Raw genomic sequence first — 19,738 nt, 5'->3', positions numbered from 1 at the left:
TTTACTCTTTATCAATTAAAATCCACCTAATTGTTGTGCGATACTAAAGTGGAACTGTCCTTTGTTAGAGCTTGGCAAACCTGGGATAGCATCGAAACCATATCCGTAATCAATTCCTAACAAACCAAATATTGGTAAGAAGATTCTGGCACCTACACCTACTGATCTTCTAATGTTAAATGGATTAAAGTCGCTAAATCTGTTCCACGTATTACCACCTTCAGCAAAAGCAAGAACGAATGCTGTTGCCTGCTGACTAGCAATTACCGGGTAACGCGCCTCCAAAACATACTTGGTATAAATTGGGCTACCAGATTGCTGTGCAATGCTTGGATCTGAACCTACCGGGATAACCGTATTGTTTGCATATCCACGCATAGCGATTAATTCTGAACCTTGTAAGAAGTCAAAACCTTGCATACCATCACCACCTAATTTGAAACGCTCAAAAGCAGACTGACCTACGGCTTTAGTATACTGACCTAAGAAACCGAATTGAGCTTGTGCCTTAACAACCAGGTTACCTACAACACGTTGATACCATTGCGAATCAAATTTCCATTTGTGATATTCAGTGAAGCGATATTTTTCTTTATCAGATGCTGTTGAATAGTTGATTTTATTAAACAATGAATATGGAGGGGTAGCCTGTACTGTAAAACGGATAAATGAACCCGATTTAGGGAAGATAGGCGAATCTCTTGAGTCTCTGCTTAACTCTTGCGACAAGTTTAAGTTATATGAAGTACCGGTTTGGAATAAATAACCAGTATAGTTATTTAAGATGTACTGTTGCAAGTTAATGGCGTGGCTTAACTGGAAGTAGTTATCTGGCCAGTTTAATCTTCTACCCAAACTTACAGTAACCCCATTTAAACGGATTTTCATGAACTGTGCATTGTCAGAACTTAAGCCGTTTGATTGTAGTGAAGTAAATGCACTGATACCAAAACTAACTGGTTTCTCTCCACCAAACCAAGGTTGTGAAAAAGAGAAGCTATATGACTGGTAATATTTACCGTTGGTTTGACCACGCAAGCTTAATTTCTGTCCATCCCCCTTAGGAAGTGGTTTGTAAGCTTTAAGGTTAAATAAATTACGTAAAGAGAAGTTATTAAAAGTTAAGCCCAAAGTACCAATGATACGGCCACCACCGAAACCACCCGATAACTCGATCTGATCTGAAGGTTTTTCTTCTACCGCATATTCGATATCTACGGTCCCATCTGCCGGATTAGGGCGAGGGGTAGGAACAGTTTTAGATTCGTCAAAATTACCTAACTGACCAATCTCGCGAATGGTACGAATCAAATCACTCTTATTGAATTTCTGTCCCGGCTTGGTACGGATCTCTCTTAAAACAACTTTATCATTAGTAATGGTGTTACCTTTTAAAGTAATGCGGTTGTTGGTATACTGAGGTCCTTCATACATTCTCAATTCCACATCAACGGTATCACCGTAAATACGGGTTTGAACCGGATCAATGTTAAAAGTTAAGTAACCATTATCAGTATAAAGACTGTTGATATCTCCGCCATTTTCACCACCACCGTTTAATTTCTTGTTTAAGCGTTCTTCACTAAAAACATCACCTTTTTCAATGGTTAATACTTTTCTTAAGATACTGTCTGGATAAATCGCATTTCCTGCCCAGGTAATATTACCAAAATAGTATTTTTTACCTTCATACATGTCCATTCTGATGTTTACCTTCTTGGCATTATGCTGATAGATGGTATCCTTCAATAATTCAGCATCGCGATAGCCTTTTTCATGAAGTTTAGCTATCATCTTAATTTTATTCTCTTCGTATTTTTCTTTAGAGAACTTTCCAGAACCCCAAAAACGCCACCAGGCAAATTGCTTAGGACTTTTCAAAAACTTTCTAAGCTTTGCTGATTTAAATTCTTTGTTTCCCGTAAAATCGATATGCTGAACTTTAACACGATGCCCTTTATCAATGTTGGCCTCTAAAACCACACTGTTTTCTGCATTTGGATCTTTCCGTGTTTTATAATCAATTTTAGTAAAGAAGAAACCTTTATCCAGCAAATACTTTTTTACAACCGCTGATGTAGTATTGTAAAGGTTATCATTTACAATTTTTCCGGTTTTATCATTAAGTTTTTCCTGAATAGCTGTTTTTTCAGATTTACGCACTCCTTTTAAATCAATAGAGCTTAATCTTGGGCGTTCTACCACCTCTATCTCAAAGAAAACAGAATCACCTACAAATTTTTCGATATTCAATTTAACATCATCGAACAAGCCTTGAGCCCATAAGGTTTTAATTGCATCTGAAGTCGCATCGCCCGGAAGAACAACTTTATCTCCTTTAGTTAATTTAGATAGGGTTACCAATACATCTTTATCTAAATATTGTGTTCCGGTAACGGTGGTTCCACCAATAATATATTCTTTAGGACTAAAGTAATCGACATCCAAGCCACCAACCTTTAATGAGGGAGTTGCCGGTGCCTGACCTTGAGGGCGAATCTGAGCGAAGGCCGGAGCGGCTAAAACTAGAAGGATTAAAACTTGAAATATTCTTTTCATCAAAATAATTTGTTCAGTAATGTTCAGGGTAACGGAAAATGGGATACAATTTCCTTTTTTATTTCTCCTTACCTTGATTTCATTTTTCGTATAAAAGTGGTGCTAAGTTAGTTTAAACGCTTGTTAAAAAGTGTTAAAAGAAAAATTAGTTTAATTGTTCGCTAATTTTTCCAAAACGACGTTCGCGTTTTTGGAAGTCTACAATGGCCTCAAAAAGATCTTCTCTTCGGAAATCCGGCCATAAAACATCGGTGAAATAAAACTCGGTATAAGCCATTTGCCACAACAGATAATTACTGATGCGGTGCTCTCCGCTGGTCCTGATCATTAGTTCTGGATCGGGAACATTTACCGTAGTTAATTTAGAGGAAAAGAGCTCCTCGTTGATATCATTTAAGTCAATTTCATTGGCTTTAACCGCAGCAGCAATTTTCTTTGCCGCTTCCACAATCTCCCATTTTGCACTGTAACTTAAAGCTAAAGTTAACGTACATTTTTCGTTATGTGCTGTTTTAGCCATGGCCTCTTTCAAATCATTAATACACTCTTGTGGTAACGATTCGATATTGCCTATTGCGTTAAGCTTAATATTATTTCTATTAAGGGTTTCGGTTTCTTTGTTGATGGTAGAAATCAGAATCTGCATTAAGGCATCTACCTCTTCCTTGGGCCTGTTCCAGTTTTCTGTAGAAAAGGCATAAAGTGTTAAGTATTCTATACCCACTTCAACACAACCTTCTACAATATCTTTCACAGAAAGTACACCCTGTTCATGTCCGAAAACCCTTACCTTACCTTGTCCTTTTGCCCATCTACCATTGCCATCCATGATTACGGCAATGTGTTTTGGCAAACGATTATAATCTATTTGTTCTTTAAATCCCATTAATTATGTCAAAATCAGCTTAAAAGGAATAGCATTTTGAGGATACAAAGGTAAAAGATATGCCAACACTAACAAATAGATAAGTGTCCCTTTTTCTAAAATCGCCTCTTTGTGTGCCCGGATACCCCGTTTGATGCAGTGAGGGGTCAGATAAATTAATTTGATTAGGTGAATCTCCCACAATGCGTTGTTCTACAGGATATAGACCACTAACATCATCCAAATAGTCTGTGAAGGCGGTTCTGTAGCCAATTTCAGAGAAAACACTCCATGCTCCTTTATAATTATAACGCAGTCCAACACCATAAGGAATGGTTAAAGCTACATTACTATAACTCTCCTGTTGCCCTTCAGTTAAAAATCTATTTAACCGATATTTTGTATCATTATACTCTGCAGTTGGTCTAAAAACAACAAAACCTACTCCGGTAAACAGGTAGGGTGTAAATTGCCTGGTGCCACCGCCCAGGTTGTAATTAAAGAAGTTGAAATCTACTAAGGTACTTAACTCATTAAGGGATGTTTTGAACCTTAGATTCCGTTCCCTGAACTGGGCATTACTTGATGCAGCATCATCGGCCTTAATTTTCCCATAGGTATAATTTAACCTGATACCAATATATTGATTAAAGTTTCTTTTGGCATACAAGCTGCCCGATAAACCACTAACTTGCAAAGGATTATTTTGATTCAAATCTCCCATGTAACCCGCTCCCCCTGCCATAATACCCAATTCCCAGTTTGCCTCTTGCGCGGCAAGATACTGGTTAGAAAAAAGGATAAATAAGGGGATTACAAGGAGTTTGTTTAGCGTCATAATTAATAGTTACGGGTATCAATGCCCCATAATAATTTATTCCTTAACGTGTTTAAGTATGTTTCATTGTTTAGACGGACAAGATTTACGCAAAAATCGGCTTTTTTTATGCTAATCTTTACCGAACGCTCTACTGTAACGGTCCTGCTATCGCAAGAAACCAAAAACTTTGATTCTCTGGCCTCTACTTCAAAAGATAAAGTATTATCATCGGGCAATACCACTGGCCTTACATTAAGATTGTGCGGGGCAATTGGTGTGACCACAAAATTTTCCGAATCTGGGTAAATAATCGGGCCACCGCAGCTTAGCGAATAAGCAGTGGATCCTGTTGGCGTTGCAATAATCAATCCGTCAGCCCAATAGGAGTTAATAAACTCATTATTCATAGAGGCATGAATAATCATCATCGCCGAATTATCACGGCGGTGAATGGTAATGTCGTTCAAAGCAAAGTTCTCTTCGCCAAACAATCCATTATCTGATTCTAATGTAAGCAGCGATCTGCTATCCAGTGTATATTCTCCTTGAATAAGTGCATTTAAGGCAGATTCAATTTCATTTTTATTGATGCTGGCCAGAAATCCCAAACGACCAAAGTTAATCCCGATTACGGGGATACCAGAGTTTCTGATCAATGAAAGGGTATCTAATAAGGTTCCATCTCCACCTAAACTCAGCAATACATCTGCAGATGCCTTAAGTTCTTCATGATTATGGAAAACAACCGTATGATGAGGTAACTCTACCTTTCCATCCAGATATTTTTTAAACTTTGAATAGATTACGGGTTGGATATTGTGATTTGTTAAATGGTTAAAAACCTCTTGTACATAGGGCAAAACTGTATCATTGAAGTCTCTTCCGTAAATTGCAATCCTCATACGTTGGTTTTATACATTTAGATAGTTCATAAAGGAATCGTAACGTTCTTGCGTTCCGTTATCAACCTGAGTATTGTTATAAACTTCTTTTACCTGATAATCATACCTTTCAAAAGAAGCCACAAGGCCAGTTATTTCTGTTTTATTTACTTTAAGGGTTACCTCTAGTTTGGTAGAATCTTCAAATGAATTCACATAAGAAGATAAGATCTGAGCGTTATCTGCCTCAACAATCTGTGCAATATGCGCTAAAGAATTATCACGGTTACTGATTTCTAATACGATAATCCCGCCAGGTTCGTTCACTGCATACTGTTGCGCAACAGCGTTAATCATATTATTTATGGAGATAAGCCCCTTATAATTTTTTTGTTGATCAAGAACAGCTACGGCCGTTAGTTTCAACTGGCTCAATAACCGAATTACATCATAAGTATGCGCATCATTGAGGATAAAAACTGCCAATAGGTTCAATCCGGCATGTGCCAGATCAGTTTCATGATCCTGAATGGTGATTAAATCATCTTCGGCAACTAAGCCCAAGTAAGCCCCTTCGTTAACAACAGGCAAGTGCTTTAGTTTAAATTCGTTCATACGATCTAAAGCCTTTTGCACCGAGTCATCGGTTCTTAATGGAAGTATACCATTCGATATGATTTCTTCAGCAAACATTATTTAAGCAATATTCTATCTAAAAATTTTTCCAGATAATTATTAAATATTTCAGACTGCTCCATCATAGGTGCGTGCCCACATTTATCTACCCAGTTCAGCTCAGAGTTGGGAAGCAGTTCATGAAACTCTTCAGCCACTTCTGGCGGTGTTACCTTGTCGTTTTTGCCCCAAATCAATGAAACGGGGATAGTAATTTTAGATAATTCCTTGGCCATGTTATGTCTGATTGCAGACTTTGCCATGGTTAAGATTCTAATCACCCTTGATCTGTCATTAATGGTAGCAAACACATCATCTACCAATTCTTTTGTTGCTGTTGCAGGATCATAGAAAGTAAATTCTACCTTTTCCCTTACATAATCGTAGCTTTCTCTACGTGGGAAAGAGCCTCCAAAAGCATTTTCATACAAACCAGAACTTCCGGTAAGTACCAGCGCCTTAACAAATTCCTGGTGCGCCACTGTAAACACTAAACCTACGTGCCCTCCTAAAGAGTTACCTACGAGAACAACTTGGTTAAAGTTTTTATATTTTAAAAAACGATGAACGTATCTTGAAAGTGCCTTCACTCCTAAAGTTAATATAGGCAATTCATAAATAGGCAAAATGGGAACAACAACATGGTAACGGTCTTTGAAACGATCAATTACCTGCTCCCAATTACTTAATTCGCCCATTAGGCCATGCAGCAATACCAGGGTTTCGCCTTTTCCAGCTTCGATGTATTTAAATCCGTCTTCTTCTTTTATCTGGTGTGTCATATATATTCTAGATGGTACTGTGCTACTAAGTTAATAGAGTAATGTTAAATTTTTGCATTTCTTTGCCATTTTATTGAAATAAAAACGAAAACGGTACAAAAACCTTTCTATAAGTATCAAGAAGTTAGAATCAAGTATCAAGATGCTCATGTAAAGTATCAAGTAGCAAGAGCCAGGTAGCAAGATCTTAGTAGCGAGAGCCAGGTAGCAAGATCTTAGTAGCAAGAGCCAAGTAGCAAGTATCAAGATTGGCGTGTGGAACATTATTTAAACACTGCAATCCCTTTAACCGTTTTACTTTTCACTTTCTACTTTAAACTTTTCACTTTCAACTTTTCACTTTTAACTTTTAACTTACAACTCCTAACTCCTTTCAGCTCCTTAAGCTAATTTCTCTTTTACTATTTCTGCAATCAGTTTGCCATCCGCTTTCCCAGCGAGTTCTTTATTGGCCAATCCCATCACTTTCCCCATATCTTTAACTGATGTTGCGCCCGATTGTTTGATTACCTGCTCAATAATTACAGCTACTTCTTCTCTGTCTAACTGCTTAGGTAAAAACTGATTTATTACATCAATCTCTTCTTGCTCTACCTGAAAAAGATCTTCTCTGTTTTGCTGTTTATAAATATCCGCAGATTCACGACGTTGCTTAATCAGCTTCTGAAGAATCTTCAACTCCCCTTCTTCTGTAATTTCTTCGCTGGCATCCTTTTCTGTCTTAGCTAAAAGTAAGGCCGCTTTTATGGCTCTTAAACCTCTTAACTGCGCATTGTTCTTAGCCAACATGGCTTTTTTTATTTCCTGATCTATTGTAGTTGATATCATGTTTAATGGTTTAATTGTTCTATTGGTGAGCTGGTTAATTGGCAAGTTGGTGAGGTGCTGAGTTGAACTCAAGACTTCAGTCTCTCGACTTAGGACGCTATTACCCTTTCCTCACTACCTGTGTCGCACTGGCCTGTGCCGTTGGCATAATGAGCATATCATTAATATTTACATGCTTTGGTCTGCTTACTACGTACCAGATTGCATCAGCAATATCATCAGCAATAAGCGGCTCCACGCCCTCGTATACTTTCTTTGCCCGTTCTTCATCGCCTTTAAAGCGTACTAAAGAAAACTCCGTTTCTACCATGCCAGGATTGATCGCTGTAACTTTAATACCATGGGGTAAAAGATCTATTCTCATGGCCTGGTTTAAGGCATCAACTGCATGTTTACTGGCACAATATACGTTTCCATTCGGATAAACTTCCTTTCCTGCGATTGAACCAATATTAACAATATGTCCGGATTGATTTAAAATCATCCAGTTAGAAACCACTTTGGTTACATAGAGCAGCCCTTTTACATTGGTATCTATCATGTTGTCCCAATCATCAACATTTCCTTTGTCAATCGGCTCTAAACCCTGACTTAGCCCGGCATTATTTACCAAAACCTCAATCTTTTTCCACTCTTCCGGTAAAGATTCCAGTGTTTCAGTAATTTGCTTTCTATCCCGAACATCTCCAATAAGTTGTTTAATCGTTATTGCATATTTATCTTCCAGGTGATGAGCAACCTGAGCTAATTTTTCTGCTCTGCGGGCAAGTAAAACTAAGTTATAACCTTGTTGTGCAAAGGTATGTGCACAAGCTTCGCCTATACCTGATGTGGCTCCTGTTATGAGTGCTATTTTGGACATTTCTATGAAATTAAGTTCTGACAACCGTCATCAAAGACTTTTGTCATTGTAAGCAAAGGTAAGTTTTTTTGGCTTTTTAAGACTATTGAAATATCAAACTGAACGTTAATTGACGCAGCTTTAACTTATCTATTGGCGTTGCAAATACCGTATTGTCGTGTTGCAGTAAGTCATCAATAGAATAAGATAGTTTGATTTCGGGCGACATTTTAAAGTATTCAAAATAAAGATCAAAGCCAATTCCTGTTTCGTAGGATAAATAGTTCCGTTTGTTTTTCAGGAACTTATTCATTGGAGACTCGCCTTCGTCGAAGGTTTTCTTTTTGGAAGCGATATCAATAGAATACTTGGCACCTCCAAGCCAGTAGGCCCTGAAATTGTTCATCCGGTTAGATTTCACCTTAATACCTATAGGGAACTCGAACATCGTAGCCTGTACTTTTCGGTCTATTGCCGTCTGATAGTTTTTGGTTTGTCCGTTGGGAAGACCAACAGCTGGTGTAGGTTCATATTCGTAATGAACCACGCGATCGCTAAAGATCAAAGAAGGTGTTGCACGGATATCAAAATTCTCTGCCACTCGCCTGTTCATTACAAAGCCCAAACCAAATCCCTGTGATGGAGGGCTAGAAATAGAATTAAGAGAATTGGCCACTAAATCACCTGATGCAGGATCTCTTGACACGCCCAAAGTATTGGGAACTTCGTAAAAGGGAGATCTCCAATCTGATTTTTTAAGAATTTTGTATTCTGCTGATATGTATTGAAAATTAAAACCCCAGCTCCAATCTTCATCATCAACTCCGCCGCCCCAGTTTTGGGAAAAAGCAGTTGTTGATACCGTAAAAAGGATGATGATGAGGCTTAATTTTTTTATCATTTAGTTCCGGTGTAAATCGAACTTATTCCAAACGTTAAAATTCGTTGTTTGGTACTTTTGAATCCAACTTTTTGCATTAAATCGGTAAAATCCTTTCCATCAGGAAAAGCCGCTACTGATTCTGGCAAGTAAGTGTAAGCTCTGCTATCTTTAGAAAAAAGTTTTCCAAAAAAAGGTGTAATCTGTTTAAAGTAAAAATTATAAAGTTGTTTCACTGGAAAAACACGGGGTTTAGAGAACTCCAATACCACAATTTTCCCATTCGGTTTTAATACCCTAAACATATCTGAAAGACCTTTTTCTAAATGTTCAAAGTTACGCACGCCATAGGCAACAGTAATGGCATCGAAAGTGTTGTCTTCAAAATGAAGTCCCTCAGAATCACCAAGCTGAACCGTAAAAACCTCACTCAGGCCGCGTTCATTGATTTTCTTCTTGGCTACTTCCAGCATACCTTCAGAAATATCTACGCCTATAACTTTCTCAGGGCGCAATTTTTTAATGGCCTCGAAAGCAAAATCACCAGTACCTGTAGCTACATCGAGCATAATACGCGGATGAATAGACACCAATTCCTTGATTGCCATTTTTCGCCACAATACATCGATTCCTAAGGAAAGGAAATGATTTAAAAAGTCGTAAGTTTTAGAAATGTTATTAAACATATCTGCAACCTGCTCTTTTTTGGTTGCATCTTCGATTTGATAAGGAGTGATGTTCTGATTCATGATACATGGCAAAGATAGAGAAAAAGTCGGAAGTGAGTAGTCTGAACCCAGAACTGAGATCGCATCTGCCGAATTTGACATTTCAACTAAATTTCAAGGCCAGCTCCATCAGCAAAAGACTAAAAACTAATTGTTACCTTTGTAATATGGTTATAAAAACGGCAAATTTTATTTGCAGCAACACACAGGTTTCGGCATTACCACCGGCAGTTATGCCCGAATATGCCTTTATTGGCCGTTCAAATGTAGGTAAATCATCGTTAATCAACATGTTGGTTAACAAACATGGTTTAGCTAAAACCTCTCAGCGTCCTGGCAAAACCCAGTTAATTAATCACTTTCTGATCAATGAATCCTGGTATATTGTCGATTTACCCGGTTATGGTTATGCGAAGGTTTCTAAAACAAGCAGAGAGAAATGGGAGAAATTTATCCGTGCATACATTACCAAGAGAGAAAGTTTGCAGTGTGTTTTCGTACTGATTGATAGCCGCCTTGAGCCACAACAAATTGATCTTGAATTTTGTTACTGGCTAGGGGAAAAACAAATTCCATTTTCATTAATCTTTACCAAAGCAGATAAACAAGGCATGAACGTTACGGTGAACAATGTGGCCGCCTTTAAAAAGTCGTTAAGCCAGTGGTTTGAAGAGATCCCTGCTACGTTTGTTACTTCAGCAGAAAAAGGTCTAGGAAAAGATGATGTTTTACACTTTATTCAGGAAGTAAATAAGGATTTTGTAAAACCTATTCTTAATACTTAAAAGCTAAAAATCAGTCTTGATACTTGCTACTCGATACTTACTACTCGATACTTGCTACTTGGTTCTCGATACTTGATACTCAATACCTGACATTATTCTAAAAATGAAGAAATATTTTTCACTAGTCTTATTTGCGCACTCCATATTTGCTTTGCCATTCGCTATGATTGGTTTTTTTTTAGGGGTAACCACTACCGATAGTCCTTTTATGTGGCATAAATTGGTATTGGTATTACTTTGTATGGTTTTTGCCCGTAACGCTGCTATGGCCTTTAACCGTTACTTAGACAGAAATATTGATGCTAAGAACCCACGCACCAAAATGCGCGACATCCCCGCAGGAAAGGTTTCAGCCAAAGAGGCCTTAACATTTGTAATTATCAACTGCTTGTTATTCGTGGTTGCCACTTTTTTCATTAATCCACTTTGCCTTTATCTTTCACCAGTTGCATTGTTTGTAGTTTTATTTTACAGCTATACCAAAAGATTTACCGCACTGTGCCATTTGGTTTTAGGTTTAGGTTTATCTTTGGCTCCAATAGGCGCTTATATTGCGGTTACCGGCCATTTTTCAATTGTACCAGTACTTTACTCTTTCGCTGTTCTTTTTTGGGTAAGTGGCTTTGATATTATCTATGCCCTTCAGGACGAAGACTTTGATCGTGAAGAGAAATTACACTCCATCCCCTCTGCACTTGGCATAAAAAATGCTTTAAACGTATCTGTGATTTTGCATATTTTTTCAGCTGCATGCGTAATCGCCCCTATATTTTTAATGCCTGATGCCTTTAGCTGGGTATATTACTTAGGAGTAGTATTTTTCTGCTTTGCGTTGATATATCAACATTTATTGGTTAAACCAACCGATATCAGCAAAGTTAACAAGGCCTTTGCAACTACAAATGGGATGGCATCTGTTGTTTTTGCCCTTTGTTATTTGATTGATACTTTTTTAAGAACAAGATAAAAGCGCGGAGACAATACAGCGTTCTAATACTTCGCTGATCTGTCTTTTGAATATAACTATTACTATGAGCTTAATTATAAATAAAAAACAAAGAACCTATATCCCTGCCGATTTAACCATCACCTGGGAAAACCTCGAGCCTCTTTTTAACGAGTTAAAATCACGCGAAATCAGCAATGCTGATGAACTGGAGAAATGGTTAAAAGATCGTTCTGAGCTGGAAGCAGCTTTAGAGGAAGATTTTGCCTGGCGATACATTAAAATGAGTTGCGATACAGCCAATGAGGAACTCGTTAAAAGTTTTCAATATTTTGCTACAGAGATCGAACCAAAAGTATCTCCCCTATCTAATGAATTGAATAAAAAATTTGTAGATAGTCCTTACATGGATCATTTGGATAAACAAAAATATTTTGTTTACAGCAGGGCCATTAAAAAGGCTTTGGAGATTTACAGAGAGGAGAACATAGAACTTTTCACAACACTACAGGTTAAGCAACAAAAATATCAGGGTATTACCGGTGCCATGAGCGTAGAAATTAACGGGCAGGAATATACTTTAGAGCAAGCCTCTGTGCTGATAAAAGACCTGAACCGGGAATTGCGCGAACAGGCATGGAAAACGGTACAGCAGCGTAGATTGCTTGATAAAGATGATTTAAATATCCTCTTTGATGAACTGGTTCGGTTACGTAACCAGGTTGCATTAAATGCCGGCTTTGAAAACTACCGCGACTATATGTTCCAGGCATTGGGTCGCTTTGACTATACTCCGCACGATTGTTATGATTTTGCCAGTGCAATAGAAAAGGAAATCGTACCCATTTTAAAAGAGCAGGCAGAAAAAAGACGGGAGGCTTTGGGCTTAACCGTTTTAAAACCCTGGGATATGGAGGTGAGTGTAAGTGGAAAACCGGCTTTAAAGCCGTTTAACAATGGCGCTGAACTCATTGATAAAAGCATTGCCTGCTTTAATGCGATCGACCCGAAGCTTGGCGAAAAGCTTGCTACAATGAAAGCCAATAATCTTTTTGATGTAGAAAGTAGAAAAGGAAAAGCACCAGGCGGATACAACTATCCTTTGGCAGAAACAGGGGCACCGTTTATATTTATGAACTCTGCTAATTCCTTGCGGGATTTGACAACCATGGTACACGAAGGTGGACATGCTATACATACTTTTTTAACCGCAAACCTCGAACTTAACGATTTTAAACACTGTCCTTCTGAGGTTGCAGAACTGGCTTCTATGAGTATGGAACTCATTTCTATGGATAATTGGGATGTTTATTTCGATAATCCGGAGGAACTTAACCGGGCTAAGAAAGAGCAACTGGCTGACGTACTTAAAACCTTACCTTGGGTAGCCGTTATCGATCAGTTCCAGCATTGGATTTATACCAATCCCAATCATACCGCAGCAGACAGGGAAGAAACTTTTAAACAAATTTATAGCCGGTTTGGAGCAGGTTTTACCGATTGGGAGGGCTTGGAAAAAGAATTTGGAAATGTTTGGCAAAAACAACTTCATTTATTTGAAGTGCCTTTCTATTATATCGAATATGCTATTGCTCAATTAGGTGCAATTGCCGTTTGGAAAAACTATAAGGAAAATCCTGCAAAGGCATTAGAGCAATATCTTGCAGCACTTTCTTTAGGCTACACCAAGCCGATGAATGAAATTTATGAAACCGCAGGAATCAAATTTGATTTCAGCGCAGAGTATGTGAAGGAATTGGCTGCATTTGTAAAGGAAGAACTAGATAAACTGGGTTAAAATCCGGTTTATCTTAAAGGTAATTTGAGGCTGTATCATAAATGTTGGTTCGTGACTGGTTAGGATCGAAATTAACTTTATGGCACAGCCTCTTTTTGTTTCTTATATATTGATATGATGCAAGGCGACAATCATTTCAATATACCGCTTAACGTTGGGAAGCAATTAATCTGCTATCGGTCTTTGCTCTTTATTTCTAATTTTCAGAATGGCATACATCACGACAAGCGACAGCAAAATCATAATCAGATAACTGTAACTTAAATTACCTTCATCTTTGGCCGGAAAAACATTTACGATGCCATAGCTTAAAAAGGAAACAATCACGTAAGTAATACCACCTGTTAAACCTCCTGCAATTCCCGCATTCTTTGGGAATTTACTTAAGCAGAAAGTAAAGTAATTATTGAATGTAAAACCTGCACCAATGTGAATAATGAAGGCAAAAAAGATTAGCGAATAAAGATTACTAACAAAATTAAGACTCAGTATCATCACAATAACAAAAGCCAATTGTAATATTGTATTGATGGCCAATCTTTTAAAAAATGGCTTGTTAATGGTTGCCTTGCCAATAAAGCCTCCCACCATCCAGGCAAAACCTAACACTAAAGAACTATAGCCAGCAATTATAGGCGAAAGGTGCAAATGATGTTCGATAATGAAAGGCCCTGTCATATTATACACCATTACCATACAATAAGCTAAGCCCAACATTACTATCCCCAATGTAAAACTGGGAGTTTTAATCATATCCAGATAGATATTGGCTATTTTTTTCAATTGAAAATCAGTAAAATGTTTTAAGGTTTCTCCGCTAAAAATAAATTCCAAAGCGGCGAAAACGATGGCAAATCCGCCGAGGAAGTAGAAGTTAGATTCCCAACCAAAAGCACTCTGCAGATAGCCTCCAATAAATGGCGCTACAATTGGCCCGGTAGACCAGATGATTGAAAACAGGCTTAAATAATGTTTGAGTTGTTCACCTTCGAAGAGATCAACAAAATAAGCTCTTTTGGCTACTACAATAGCTCCAACAGTTAATCCATGAATAATTCGCATCAAATAAATGAGATAAATATTATGGGTAATGGCAATAACAACGCTTGCAGCTGCAAAGATTAACAAAGAGTACAACCCGATCTTATATCTGCCAAAACTATCTAGAATACTTCCAATAAATAGTTGTGCAACCCCATAGCTGATCAAAAATATACTCAGGGTTAGTTGCACCTGAACGCTACTTACCTGCATCTCTCCTGCCATAGTTGGCAAAGATGGAATGTAAATGTCAGTTGCAAATCCAGATAATGGGATCAAGGCAAAAGCGAGAATGGTGGCTATTTTTTGATTTTTTTCTTTTATGTTCGAGGGAGATATAATGCTGGTATTCATATGGAATTATTCTGTAAAAAATCTACCCTTAAAAGGTTGGCAGATTGGAATGGGATGCAAAATTAGCACTTTGGCAATGCCTGAGGTCATAAAATCGATATAATGACCCAGTCGCAACAAACCTGAGGGAAGAAGGGCTCAAAAATCCCGGTTTTGCTAAAGGCATCTTATTTTTTAATGAGGCGTTAAACGTTTTTAGCCGATATTTTTTTAAGTTTGAAGAATACTTCAACGAAACACAGATGTTCGAAAAGCTTTTTAGAAAGAAATCCATTTCAAAGATATTACAGGATGCAGCCAAGGGTTATGGCGACCACGAAAGTTCTTTACATAAAACACTGGGGATACGCGATTTAACCGCATTTGGTATTGCCGCCATTATCGGAGCCGGGATTTTTAGCACGATTGGAAAAGCAAGTGCTGATGGTGGGCCTGCGGTAATCTTCTTATTTATTTTTACAGCTGTGGCCTGTAGTTTTGCCGCCTTTGCCTATGCAGAATTCGCCTCTATGGTTCCGGTTTCAGGAAGTGCATACACTTATTCCTACGTGGCTTTTGGCGAACTGGTGGCCTGGATTATTGGCTGGTCGCTGATTATGGAATACTCTATAGGCAATATTACAGTCGCCATTTCCTGGTCCGATTACTTTACCGGGCTGCTATCTACTATAAAAATACCCTTTTTAGGCATAAATGGTATTCATGTTCCCGATTGGATGACCATGGATTACCTCACCGCTTTTAACGGGCATAAGCATGCTGAGGCGCTATTGGCGGCTGGCAAAAATATATCAAATTTAGATTCCGCAACTTCATTGGCAAACAATGCCTGGATTACAGCGCCACAGATTTTAGGCTTTCACTTTGTAGCTGATATCCCTGCTTTAGGTATCATCATTCTGATTACCTGGTTAATTTATCGTGGCATGAAAGAAAGCCGCAATGCCAGCAATGCCATGGTAGTGGTTAAACTAGCAGTAATTATGTTGGTATTGGCAGTGGGTGTGTTTTATGTAGACACCAAAAACTGGGACCCATTTGCCCCCAATGGGGTTTCGGGAGTTTTAAAGGGCGTTTCGGCGGTTTTCTTTGCTTATATCGGTTTCGATGCCATTTCTACAACTGCCGAAGAATGTAAAAACCCTCAACGTGATCTTCCCAGAGGCATGATGTGGGCCATTATTATCTGTACGATATTATATGTAGCTATAGCACTCGTTTTAACCGGTATTGTTAAATCAGATACCTTAGCTGTAGGTGATCCTTTAGCATTTGTTTTTGATCAGATTGACCTTAAGCTAATGAGTGGAATTATTGCTGTAAGTGCCGTTTTTGCCATGGCCAGCGTATTACTGGTTTTCCAAATGGGCCAACCCCGTATCTGGATGAGCATGAGCCGTGATGGTTTATTACCCAAATCGTTTTCCAAGATCCATCCGAAATATAAAACTCCTTCCTTTGCTACGATTGTAGTAGGTTTTGTTGTGGCTGTACCTTCATTATTCATGAATTTAACAATTGTAACCGATCTATGTTCTATCGGGACACTATTTGCTTTCGTGTTGGTATGCGCTGGGGTATTGGTGCTTCAAAACCGTCCTGACGTACAACGAGGAAAGTTTAAAATTCCTTATGTAAATAGTAAATTTATTATTCCTGTTTTATTTATAGCCGCTATTGTATTTGCATTTACACAATATGGCAAGGAAACTAAAGCTTTCCTATTTAACAGTCCAAAAACCATTCAAACCGTAACTTTTGTAACCTCCCTAAACGGTGATGAACTTAAAATCGTTAAAGAAGAAATCATTAAAGATGCTGCCCCTCAGTTAATCCTAACAGATAAGGTAGATGCAGAATCTTACTTAAGTAATCTCCCTGCCGATCGTTATGAGCAGTTTATTTCTTCTTCCAAAATATCAGTCGAAAAAAAATATGAAAGTGGTTGGGGACTGTTCAAACATAAAATCCCGATGTGGATTTTCCTGATCATTTGCGTAATCATCACCTACTATAGTATTACCAAGAACCTGTCTTTAATTCCTGTATTGGGATTAATTAGTTGCCTTTATATGATGTGCGAACTGGGCATTACCAATTGGATTGGTTTTGGCGTATGGTTGGTGATCGGACTAATTGTTTACTTTGCCTATGGTTACAGACACAGTAAACTGGCAACTGCCGGTAATTAATGGCCTTATCAATACCCCGCTGGTTTGTGGTTCACAGTGCCGCAGGGTATTGTATTTTTTCAAAACTCTAGAATAATGCTATTGCTTTGGGCTTTCAGCAACCTAAACAATTCTTAAATCAGCTTAGAAAAACACCTAACTATCAATCGGTTCCCTACCAACAGAAAAAACCACTACACTTTTTTCTGTTTTTCGCGGCGAATCCTTTATCCACACCTTTTTAAGATAATTACGAATCGGAATATCTACAAAAACTAGAATTCCATAAGCTAGAGTAATTAATGCAAGTACTCCAAAAATTATCATACCACTCATCTGTTGCATATTGGGCTTAGTCTGCTCCACATAACTCATAAATAACCATATAAATGGGTAATGTATAACATACAGTGGGTAAGAAATCTCTCCAGACCACTTACAGATTTTTGAAAACCTTTTTTTGAGCTGAGCACCAGCCCCAAGAGCAATAAGAAAAGGGAAATAAAACAGCACGAGGAGTATATCCACCACTGCATTTGTTTTTTCCGAAAATGGAATGACAAACACAGCTATTAAGAAAAGTCCAATAGATAAAAAACCCAATCGAGATTTGATTACCCAGTTAGAACGATAAACCAATATTCCTGCGAGAAAAGAGTAAGCTACCCTTATTCCACCACCTACAATATTATCACCTCCCCACCCTACGGCGAGAGAACCGGCATGAAAAGACTCATAACAAATAGCCACAGCAGCAATTCCCACCAATGCCCACATCGCTTTATTCCGTAATCTGATCAAAACTAAAGCGTACACCATATTGGCAATATACTCCCAGAAAAGCGACCAGGTAGGCGGATTGAGATGAAACAAATTAAAATAACGCTCATGAACCAATGGATAGGGAATCATCAGGCATGAAGTAATAAACATCAAGGGGGTACGATCGGCATAAGCCTGATAAAGATTACTAAAAGGATCATAAACAAATACTAAGAGACCAATAACCGATCCGATGATAACCAAGGGATGTAAACGGATGAGTCTTAACTTCATAAATAGAGCTAAACCTAACTGTTTCAATTTATGGTCGTAGGCATAGGCAATTACAAATCCCGACAGGCAGAAGAAAAAATCTACAGCCAAATGCGCATGAGCAATAAAACTTTGGTGATAATCAGGCACAGCTATCTCCATAAAATGGTAGATAACCACTGCAATGGCAGCTATTCCTCGAAGGCCATCTAAAATGGCAAAATGTGGTCGGGTATTTAATGTAGGCCCGGTGACTTTGGTTAGAGGCATTTGGTTGTTTAAAGAAAATTGACGTTCACAAAGAAAGAGTATAAAATTGAGGAGTACCTACCCTAAGTGTATCGATTTTTCAATATTTTATCTCATTTTTTTGCTCGGCTTTTTGCCCTATCTCCTTTAAATTAATCGATTTCTTACTTTTCGATCGACCAATATATTAGCAAACGATCTGAAAATTGCCTCGTCTGGTGATTACAATATTATTACTAATAAACAAACTTGACTAAACAAGAAAAAATAAACAAAAATGTTTACTTTTGTATAATGGAAGCATCACTCGAAAAATATAGGGGAATTCATCCAGGCTTGATTTTGGAGCGCGAACTAAAAAAAAGAAAGCTTAAGAAAGGGCCTTTTGCACTTATGTTGCCAGAATATCCACAGACAATTACTGCGATAACGAAGGGAAGGCGGGCGCTAACGACAGAGATTTCGCTGAAGATAGACAGGGCCTTAGGATTTGAAGAAGGCACGATGTACCTGCTCCAGGCTTATTACAATATCAAACAAGAAATTCATAAAGAGCAAGTTAAGGTACATCCAGACTTAAATCTTTTTCGTAAGGTTCTATTCTGGGATACAGACATGGAAAAGCTTGACTGGCAGAAACAATATGTTTCTATCATCAAAAGGATATTTGAGCGTGGAAATAACCAAGAGAAGAAGGCCCTATTAGATTTTTATGGGGAAGATAAGATACAGGAGGTTACCGGAAGTAAGCGTATAATCAATAATAATTTACCGATTATGCAACCAAACAAACCACATTAGAAATGCTCTATTGGAATACAGTTAGTAAGCAGCTGAAGAACTACTTGCTAATACTAATGAAGGCCATTGAATTGCAAGAATTTCGTTTGGTTGGGGGCACAGCACTAAGCCTGCACATGGGCCACAGGATGTCAGTAGACATTGATCTATTTACCGATGCTGCTTATGGTTCAATTGATTTTATAGCAATAGAAAATCTTCTAAAAAATAATTTTCCATTTGTCTCTGGGGATTTTGGCTGTAGTCCTACCATGGGTAAATCCTTTTTGATAGGCTCAGATAAAGATAATGTGCTTAAGTTGGATATTTACTATTCCATGGATCCGTTTTTTCAGGATGTTATTAATTTAGAAGGGATTAGACTTGCCACGGTAGAAAAGATAATTGCGATGAAGGTTGATGTGATTCAGCGTCTGGGAAGAAAGAAAGATTTTTGGGATTTACATCAGTTGCTTGACCGTTATGACTTAGCCACCATGATTGAACTTCACCGGAAGCGGTTTGAGTGGACACACGACAGATCACTAATCCTACAAAATCTCACTCAATTTACTTCTGCAGATAATGACTTTGACCCAATCTGCCTAATGTGTAAGGAATGGATATTCATTAAAGAGGACCTGGAGCTAGCTAAAGCAGATTTAAATAAGGTTTAATTAAACCTATAAAACAAAGATTCGTATTTTCTTTACAATAATT

General features: G+C 38.1%; 18 protein-coding genes. 6 read left to right on the top strand and 12 right to left on the bottom strand.

Features of this window, described 5'->3' with window-relative positions:
• Nucleotides 1-15: 15 nt before the first annotated feature.
• The 10 genes from bamA to ubiE all read right to left on the bottom strand — a co-directional run bounded on the left by bamA (nt 16) and on the right by ubiE (nt 9,880).
• Entirely contained in the window at nt 16-2,559 is a 2,544-nt protein-coding gene (bamA, locus tag BMX11_RS08145) for an outer membrane protein assembly factor BamA (RefSeq protein ID WP_090883308.1), read from the bottom strand.
• 145 nt (nt 2,560-2,704) lie between these two features.
• Nucleotides 2,705-3,445, bottom strand: coding sequence for an isoprenyl transferase (locus BMX11_RS08140; protein WP_090883306.1), 741 nt, complete (start codon nt 3,443-3,445; stop codon nt 2,705-2,707).
• Between the two features lie 19 nt (nt 3,446-3,464).
• Nucleotides 3,465-4,262, bottom strand: coding sequence for a type IX secretion system protein PorG (porG, locus tag BMX11_RS08135; protein ID WP_090883304.1), 798 nt, complete (start codon nt 4,260-4,262; stop codon nt 3,465-3,467).
• Nucleotides 4,263-4,264: 2 nt separating this feature from the next.
• Complete coding sequence (locus BMX11_RS08130; RefSeq protein WP_090883302.1) at nt 4,265-5,146, bottom strand: NAD kinase; 882 nt, start codon at nt 5,144-5,146, stop codon at nt 4,265-4,267.
• A 9-nt stretch (nt 5,147-5,155) separates the two neighbouring features.
• Nucleotides 5,156-5,818 carry a CBS domain-containing protein gene (locus BMX11_RS08125; protein ID WP_090883300.1) on the bottom strand — a complete coding sequence of 221 codons (663 nt, stop codon included), beginning with the start codon at nt 5,816-5,818 and terminating at the stop codon, nt 5,156-5,158.
• Nucleotides 5,818-6,582 carry an alpha/beta fold hydrolase gene (locus tag BMX11_RS08120; RefSeq protein ID WP_090883298.1) on the bottom strand — a complete coding sequence of 255 codons (765 nt, stop codon included), beginning with the start codon at nt 6,580-6,582 and terminating at the stop codon, nt 5,818-5,820. Before BMX11_RS08120 ends, BMX11_RS08125 begins: the two co-directional genes overlap by 1 nt.
• A 381-nt stretch (nt 6,583-6,963) precedes the next feature.
• Nucleotides 6,964-7,410, bottom strand: a complete 447-nt coding sequence (locus BMX11_RS08115) for a GatB/YqeY domain-containing protein (RefSeq protein WP_090883297.1) — start codon at nt 7,408-7,410, stop codon at nt 6,964-6,966.
• Between the two features lie 100 nt (nt 7,411-7,510).
• Complete coding sequence (locus tag BMX11_RS08110) at nt 7,511-8,272, bottom strand: SDR family NAD(P)-dependent oxidoreductase (RefSeq protein ID WP_090883295.1); 762 nt, start codon at nt 8,270-8,272, stop codon at nt 7,511-7,513.
• An 82-nt stretch (nt 8,273-8,354) separates the two neighbouring features.
• Nucleotides 8,355-9,152, bottom strand: coding sequence for a type IX secretion/gliding motility protein PorT/SprT (gene porT, locus BMX11_RS08105; RefSeq protein WP_090883293.1), 798 nt, complete (start codon nt 9,150-9,152; stop codon nt 8,355-8,357).
• Entirely contained in the window at nt 9,149-9,880 is a 732-nt protein-coding gene (gene ubiE, locus BMX11_RS08100; RefSeq protein ID WP_175474509.1) for a bifunctional demethylmenaquinone methyltransferase/2-methoxy-6-polyprenyl-1,4-benzoquinol methylase UbiE, read from the bottom strand. The genes porT and ubiE overlap by 4 nt, the downstream gene beginning before the upstream one ends.
• Nucleotides 9,881-10,026: 146 nt before the next feature.
• Here ubiE and yihA point away from each other — a divergent pair, with 146 nt between their 5' ends.
• The 3 genes from yihA to BMX11_RS08085 all read left to right on the top strand — a co-directional run bounded on the left by yihA (nt 10,027) and on the right by BMX11_RS08085 (nt 13,388).
• Entirely contained in the window at nt 10,027-10,644 is a 618-nt protein-coding gene (yihA, locus tag BMX11_RS08095; protein ID WP_090883291.1) for a ribosome biogenesis GTP-binding protein YihA/YsxC, read from the top strand.
• Between the two features lie 103 nt (nt 10,645-10,747).
• Complete coding sequence (locus tag BMX11_RS08090; protein WP_090883289.1) at nt 10,748-11,611, top strand: UbiA-like polyprenyltransferase; 864 nt, start codon at nt 10,748-10,750, stop codon at nt 11,609-11,611.
• A 64-nt stretch (nt 11,612-11,675) separates the two neighbouring features.
• A complete protein-coding gene (locus BMX11_RS08085) occupies nt 11,676-13,388 on the top strand; it encodes a M3 family oligoendopeptidase (protein ID WP_090883287.1) in 1,713 nt (570 codons plus the stop codon).
• A gap of 165 nt (nt 13,389-13,553) precedes the next feature.
• On the opposite strand, the gene BMX11_RS08080 is transcribed toward BMX11_RS08085, so the two are convergent.
• On the bottom strand, nt 13,554-14,783 hold the full coding sequence (locus BMX11_RS08080; protein WP_090883284.1) for an MFS transporter: 1,230 nt from the start codon (nt 14,781-14,783) through the stop codon (nt 13,554-13,556).
• A gap of 242 nt (nt 14,784-15,025) precedes the next feature.
• Here BMX11_RS08080 and BMX11_RS08075 point away from each other — a divergent pair, with 242 nt between their 5' ends.
• Nucleotides 15,026-16,975, top strand: coding sequence for an amino acid permease (locus BMX11_RS08075; protein WP_090883282.1), 1,950 nt, complete (start codon nt 15,026-15,028; stop codon nt 16,973-16,975).
• A gap of 135 nt (nt 16,976-17,110) precedes the next feature.
• On the opposite strand, the gene BMX11_RS08070 is transcribed toward BMX11_RS08075, so the two are convergent.
• On the bottom strand, nt 17,111-18,259 hold the full coding sequence (locus BMX11_RS08070) for an acyltransferase family protein (protein WP_090883280.1): 1,149 nt from the start codon (nt 18,257-18,259) through the stop codon (nt 17,111-17,113).
• 228 nt (nt 18,260-18,487) lie between these two features.
• Between BMX11_RS08070 and BMX11_RS08065 the strand changes: the two genes are divergently transcribed.
• Both BMX11_RS08065 and BMX11_RS08060 read left to right on the top strand, forming a co-directional pair.
• Nucleotides 18,488-19,039, top strand: a complete 552-nt coding sequence (locus BMX11_RS08065) for a helix-turn-helix transcriptional regulator (protein ID WP_245738613.1) — start codon at nt 18,488-18,490, stop codon at nt 19,037-19,039.
• A 56-nt stretch (nt 19,040-19,095) separates the two neighbouring features.
• Nucleotides 19,096-19,695, top strand: a complete 600-nt coding sequence (locus tag BMX11_RS08060; RefSeq protein WP_245738612.1) for a nucleotidyl transferase AbiEii/AbiGii toxin family protein — start codon at nt 19,096-19,098, stop codon at nt 19,693-19,695.
• The last annotated feature ends 43 nt before the right edge of the window (nt 19,696-19,738 follow it).

This window comes from Pedobacter rhizosphaerae, from assembly GCF_900111155.1.
In the GTDB taxonomy this organism is placed as follows: Bacteria; Bacteroidota; Bacteroidia; order Sphingobacteriales; family Sphingobacteriaceae; genus Pedobacter; species Pedobacter rhizosphaerae.
Note: the sequence above shows the minus strand (reverse complement) of the source record. Positions and strands in the feature narration are given on the sequence as shown.

Bases quoted from the DNA above. Each gene is read 5' to 3' on its own strand.
- BMX11_RS08125 (WP_090883300.1), bottom strand. From the start codon at position 5,818: ATGTTTGCTGAAGAAATCATATCGAATGGTATACTTCCATTAAGAACC.
- BMX11_RS08140 (WP_090883306.1), bottom strand. From the start codon at position 3,445: ATGGGATTTAAAGAACAAATAGATTATAATCGTTTGCCAAAACACATT.
- ubiE (WP_175474509.1), bottom strand. From the start codon at position 9,880: ATGAATCAGAACATCACTCCTTATCAAATCGAAGATGCAACCAAAAAA.
- yihA (WP_090883291.1), top strand. From the start codon at position 10,027: ATGGTTATAAAAACGGCAAATTTTATTTGCAGCAACACACAGGTTTCG.
- BMX11_RS08080 (WP_090883284.1), bottom strand. From the start codon at position 14,783: ATGAATACCAGCATTATATCTCCCTCGAACATAAAAGAAAAAAATCAA.
- BMX11_RS08075 (WP_090883282.1), top strand. From the start codon at position 15,026: ATGTTCGAAAAGCTTTTTAGAAAGAAATCCATTTCAAAGATATTACAG.
- BMX11_RS08070 (WP_090883280.1), bottom strand. From the start codon at position 18,259: ATGCCTCTAACCAAAGTCACCGGGCCTACATTAAATACCCGACCACAT.
- BMX11_RS08130 (WP_090883302.1), bottom strand. From the start codon at position 5,146: ATGAGGATTGCAATTTACGGAAGAGACTTCAATGATACAGTTTTGCCC.
- BMX11_RS08060 (WP_245738612.1), top strand. From the start codon at position 19,096: ATGAAGGCCATTGAATTGCAAGAATTTCGTTTGGTTGGGGGCACAGCA.
- BMX11_RS08115 (WP_090883297.1), bottom strand. From the start codon at position 7,410: ATGATATCAACTACAATAGATCAGGAAATAAAAAAAGCCATGTTGGCT.
- BMX11_RS08090 (WP_090883289.1), top strand. From the start codon at position 10,748: ATGAAGAAATATTTTTCACTAGTCTTATTTGCGCACTCCATATTTGCT.
- porG (WP_090883304.1), bottom strand. From the start codon at position 4,262: ATGACGCTAAACAAACTCCTTGTAATCCCCTTATTTATCCTTTTTTCT.
- bamA (WP_090883308.1), bottom strand. From the start codon at position 2,559: ATGAAAAGAATATTTCAAGTTTTAATCCTTCTAGTTTTAGCCGCTCCG.
- BMX11_RS08110 (WP_090883295.1), bottom strand. From the start codon at position 8,272: ATGTCCAAAATAGCACTCATAACAGGAGCCACATCAGGTATAGGCGAA.
- BMX11_RS08120 (WP_090883298.1), bottom strand. From the start codon at position 6,582: ATGACACACCAGATAAAAGAAGAAGACGGATTTAAATACATCGAAGCT.
- porT (WP_090883293.1), bottom strand. From the start codon at position 9,152: ATGATAAAAAAATTAAGCCTCATCATCATCCTTTTTACGGTATCAACA.
- BMX11_RS08085 (WP_090883287.1), top strand. From the start codon at position 11,676: ATGAGCTTAATTATAAATAAAAAACAAAGAACCTATATCCCTGCCGAT.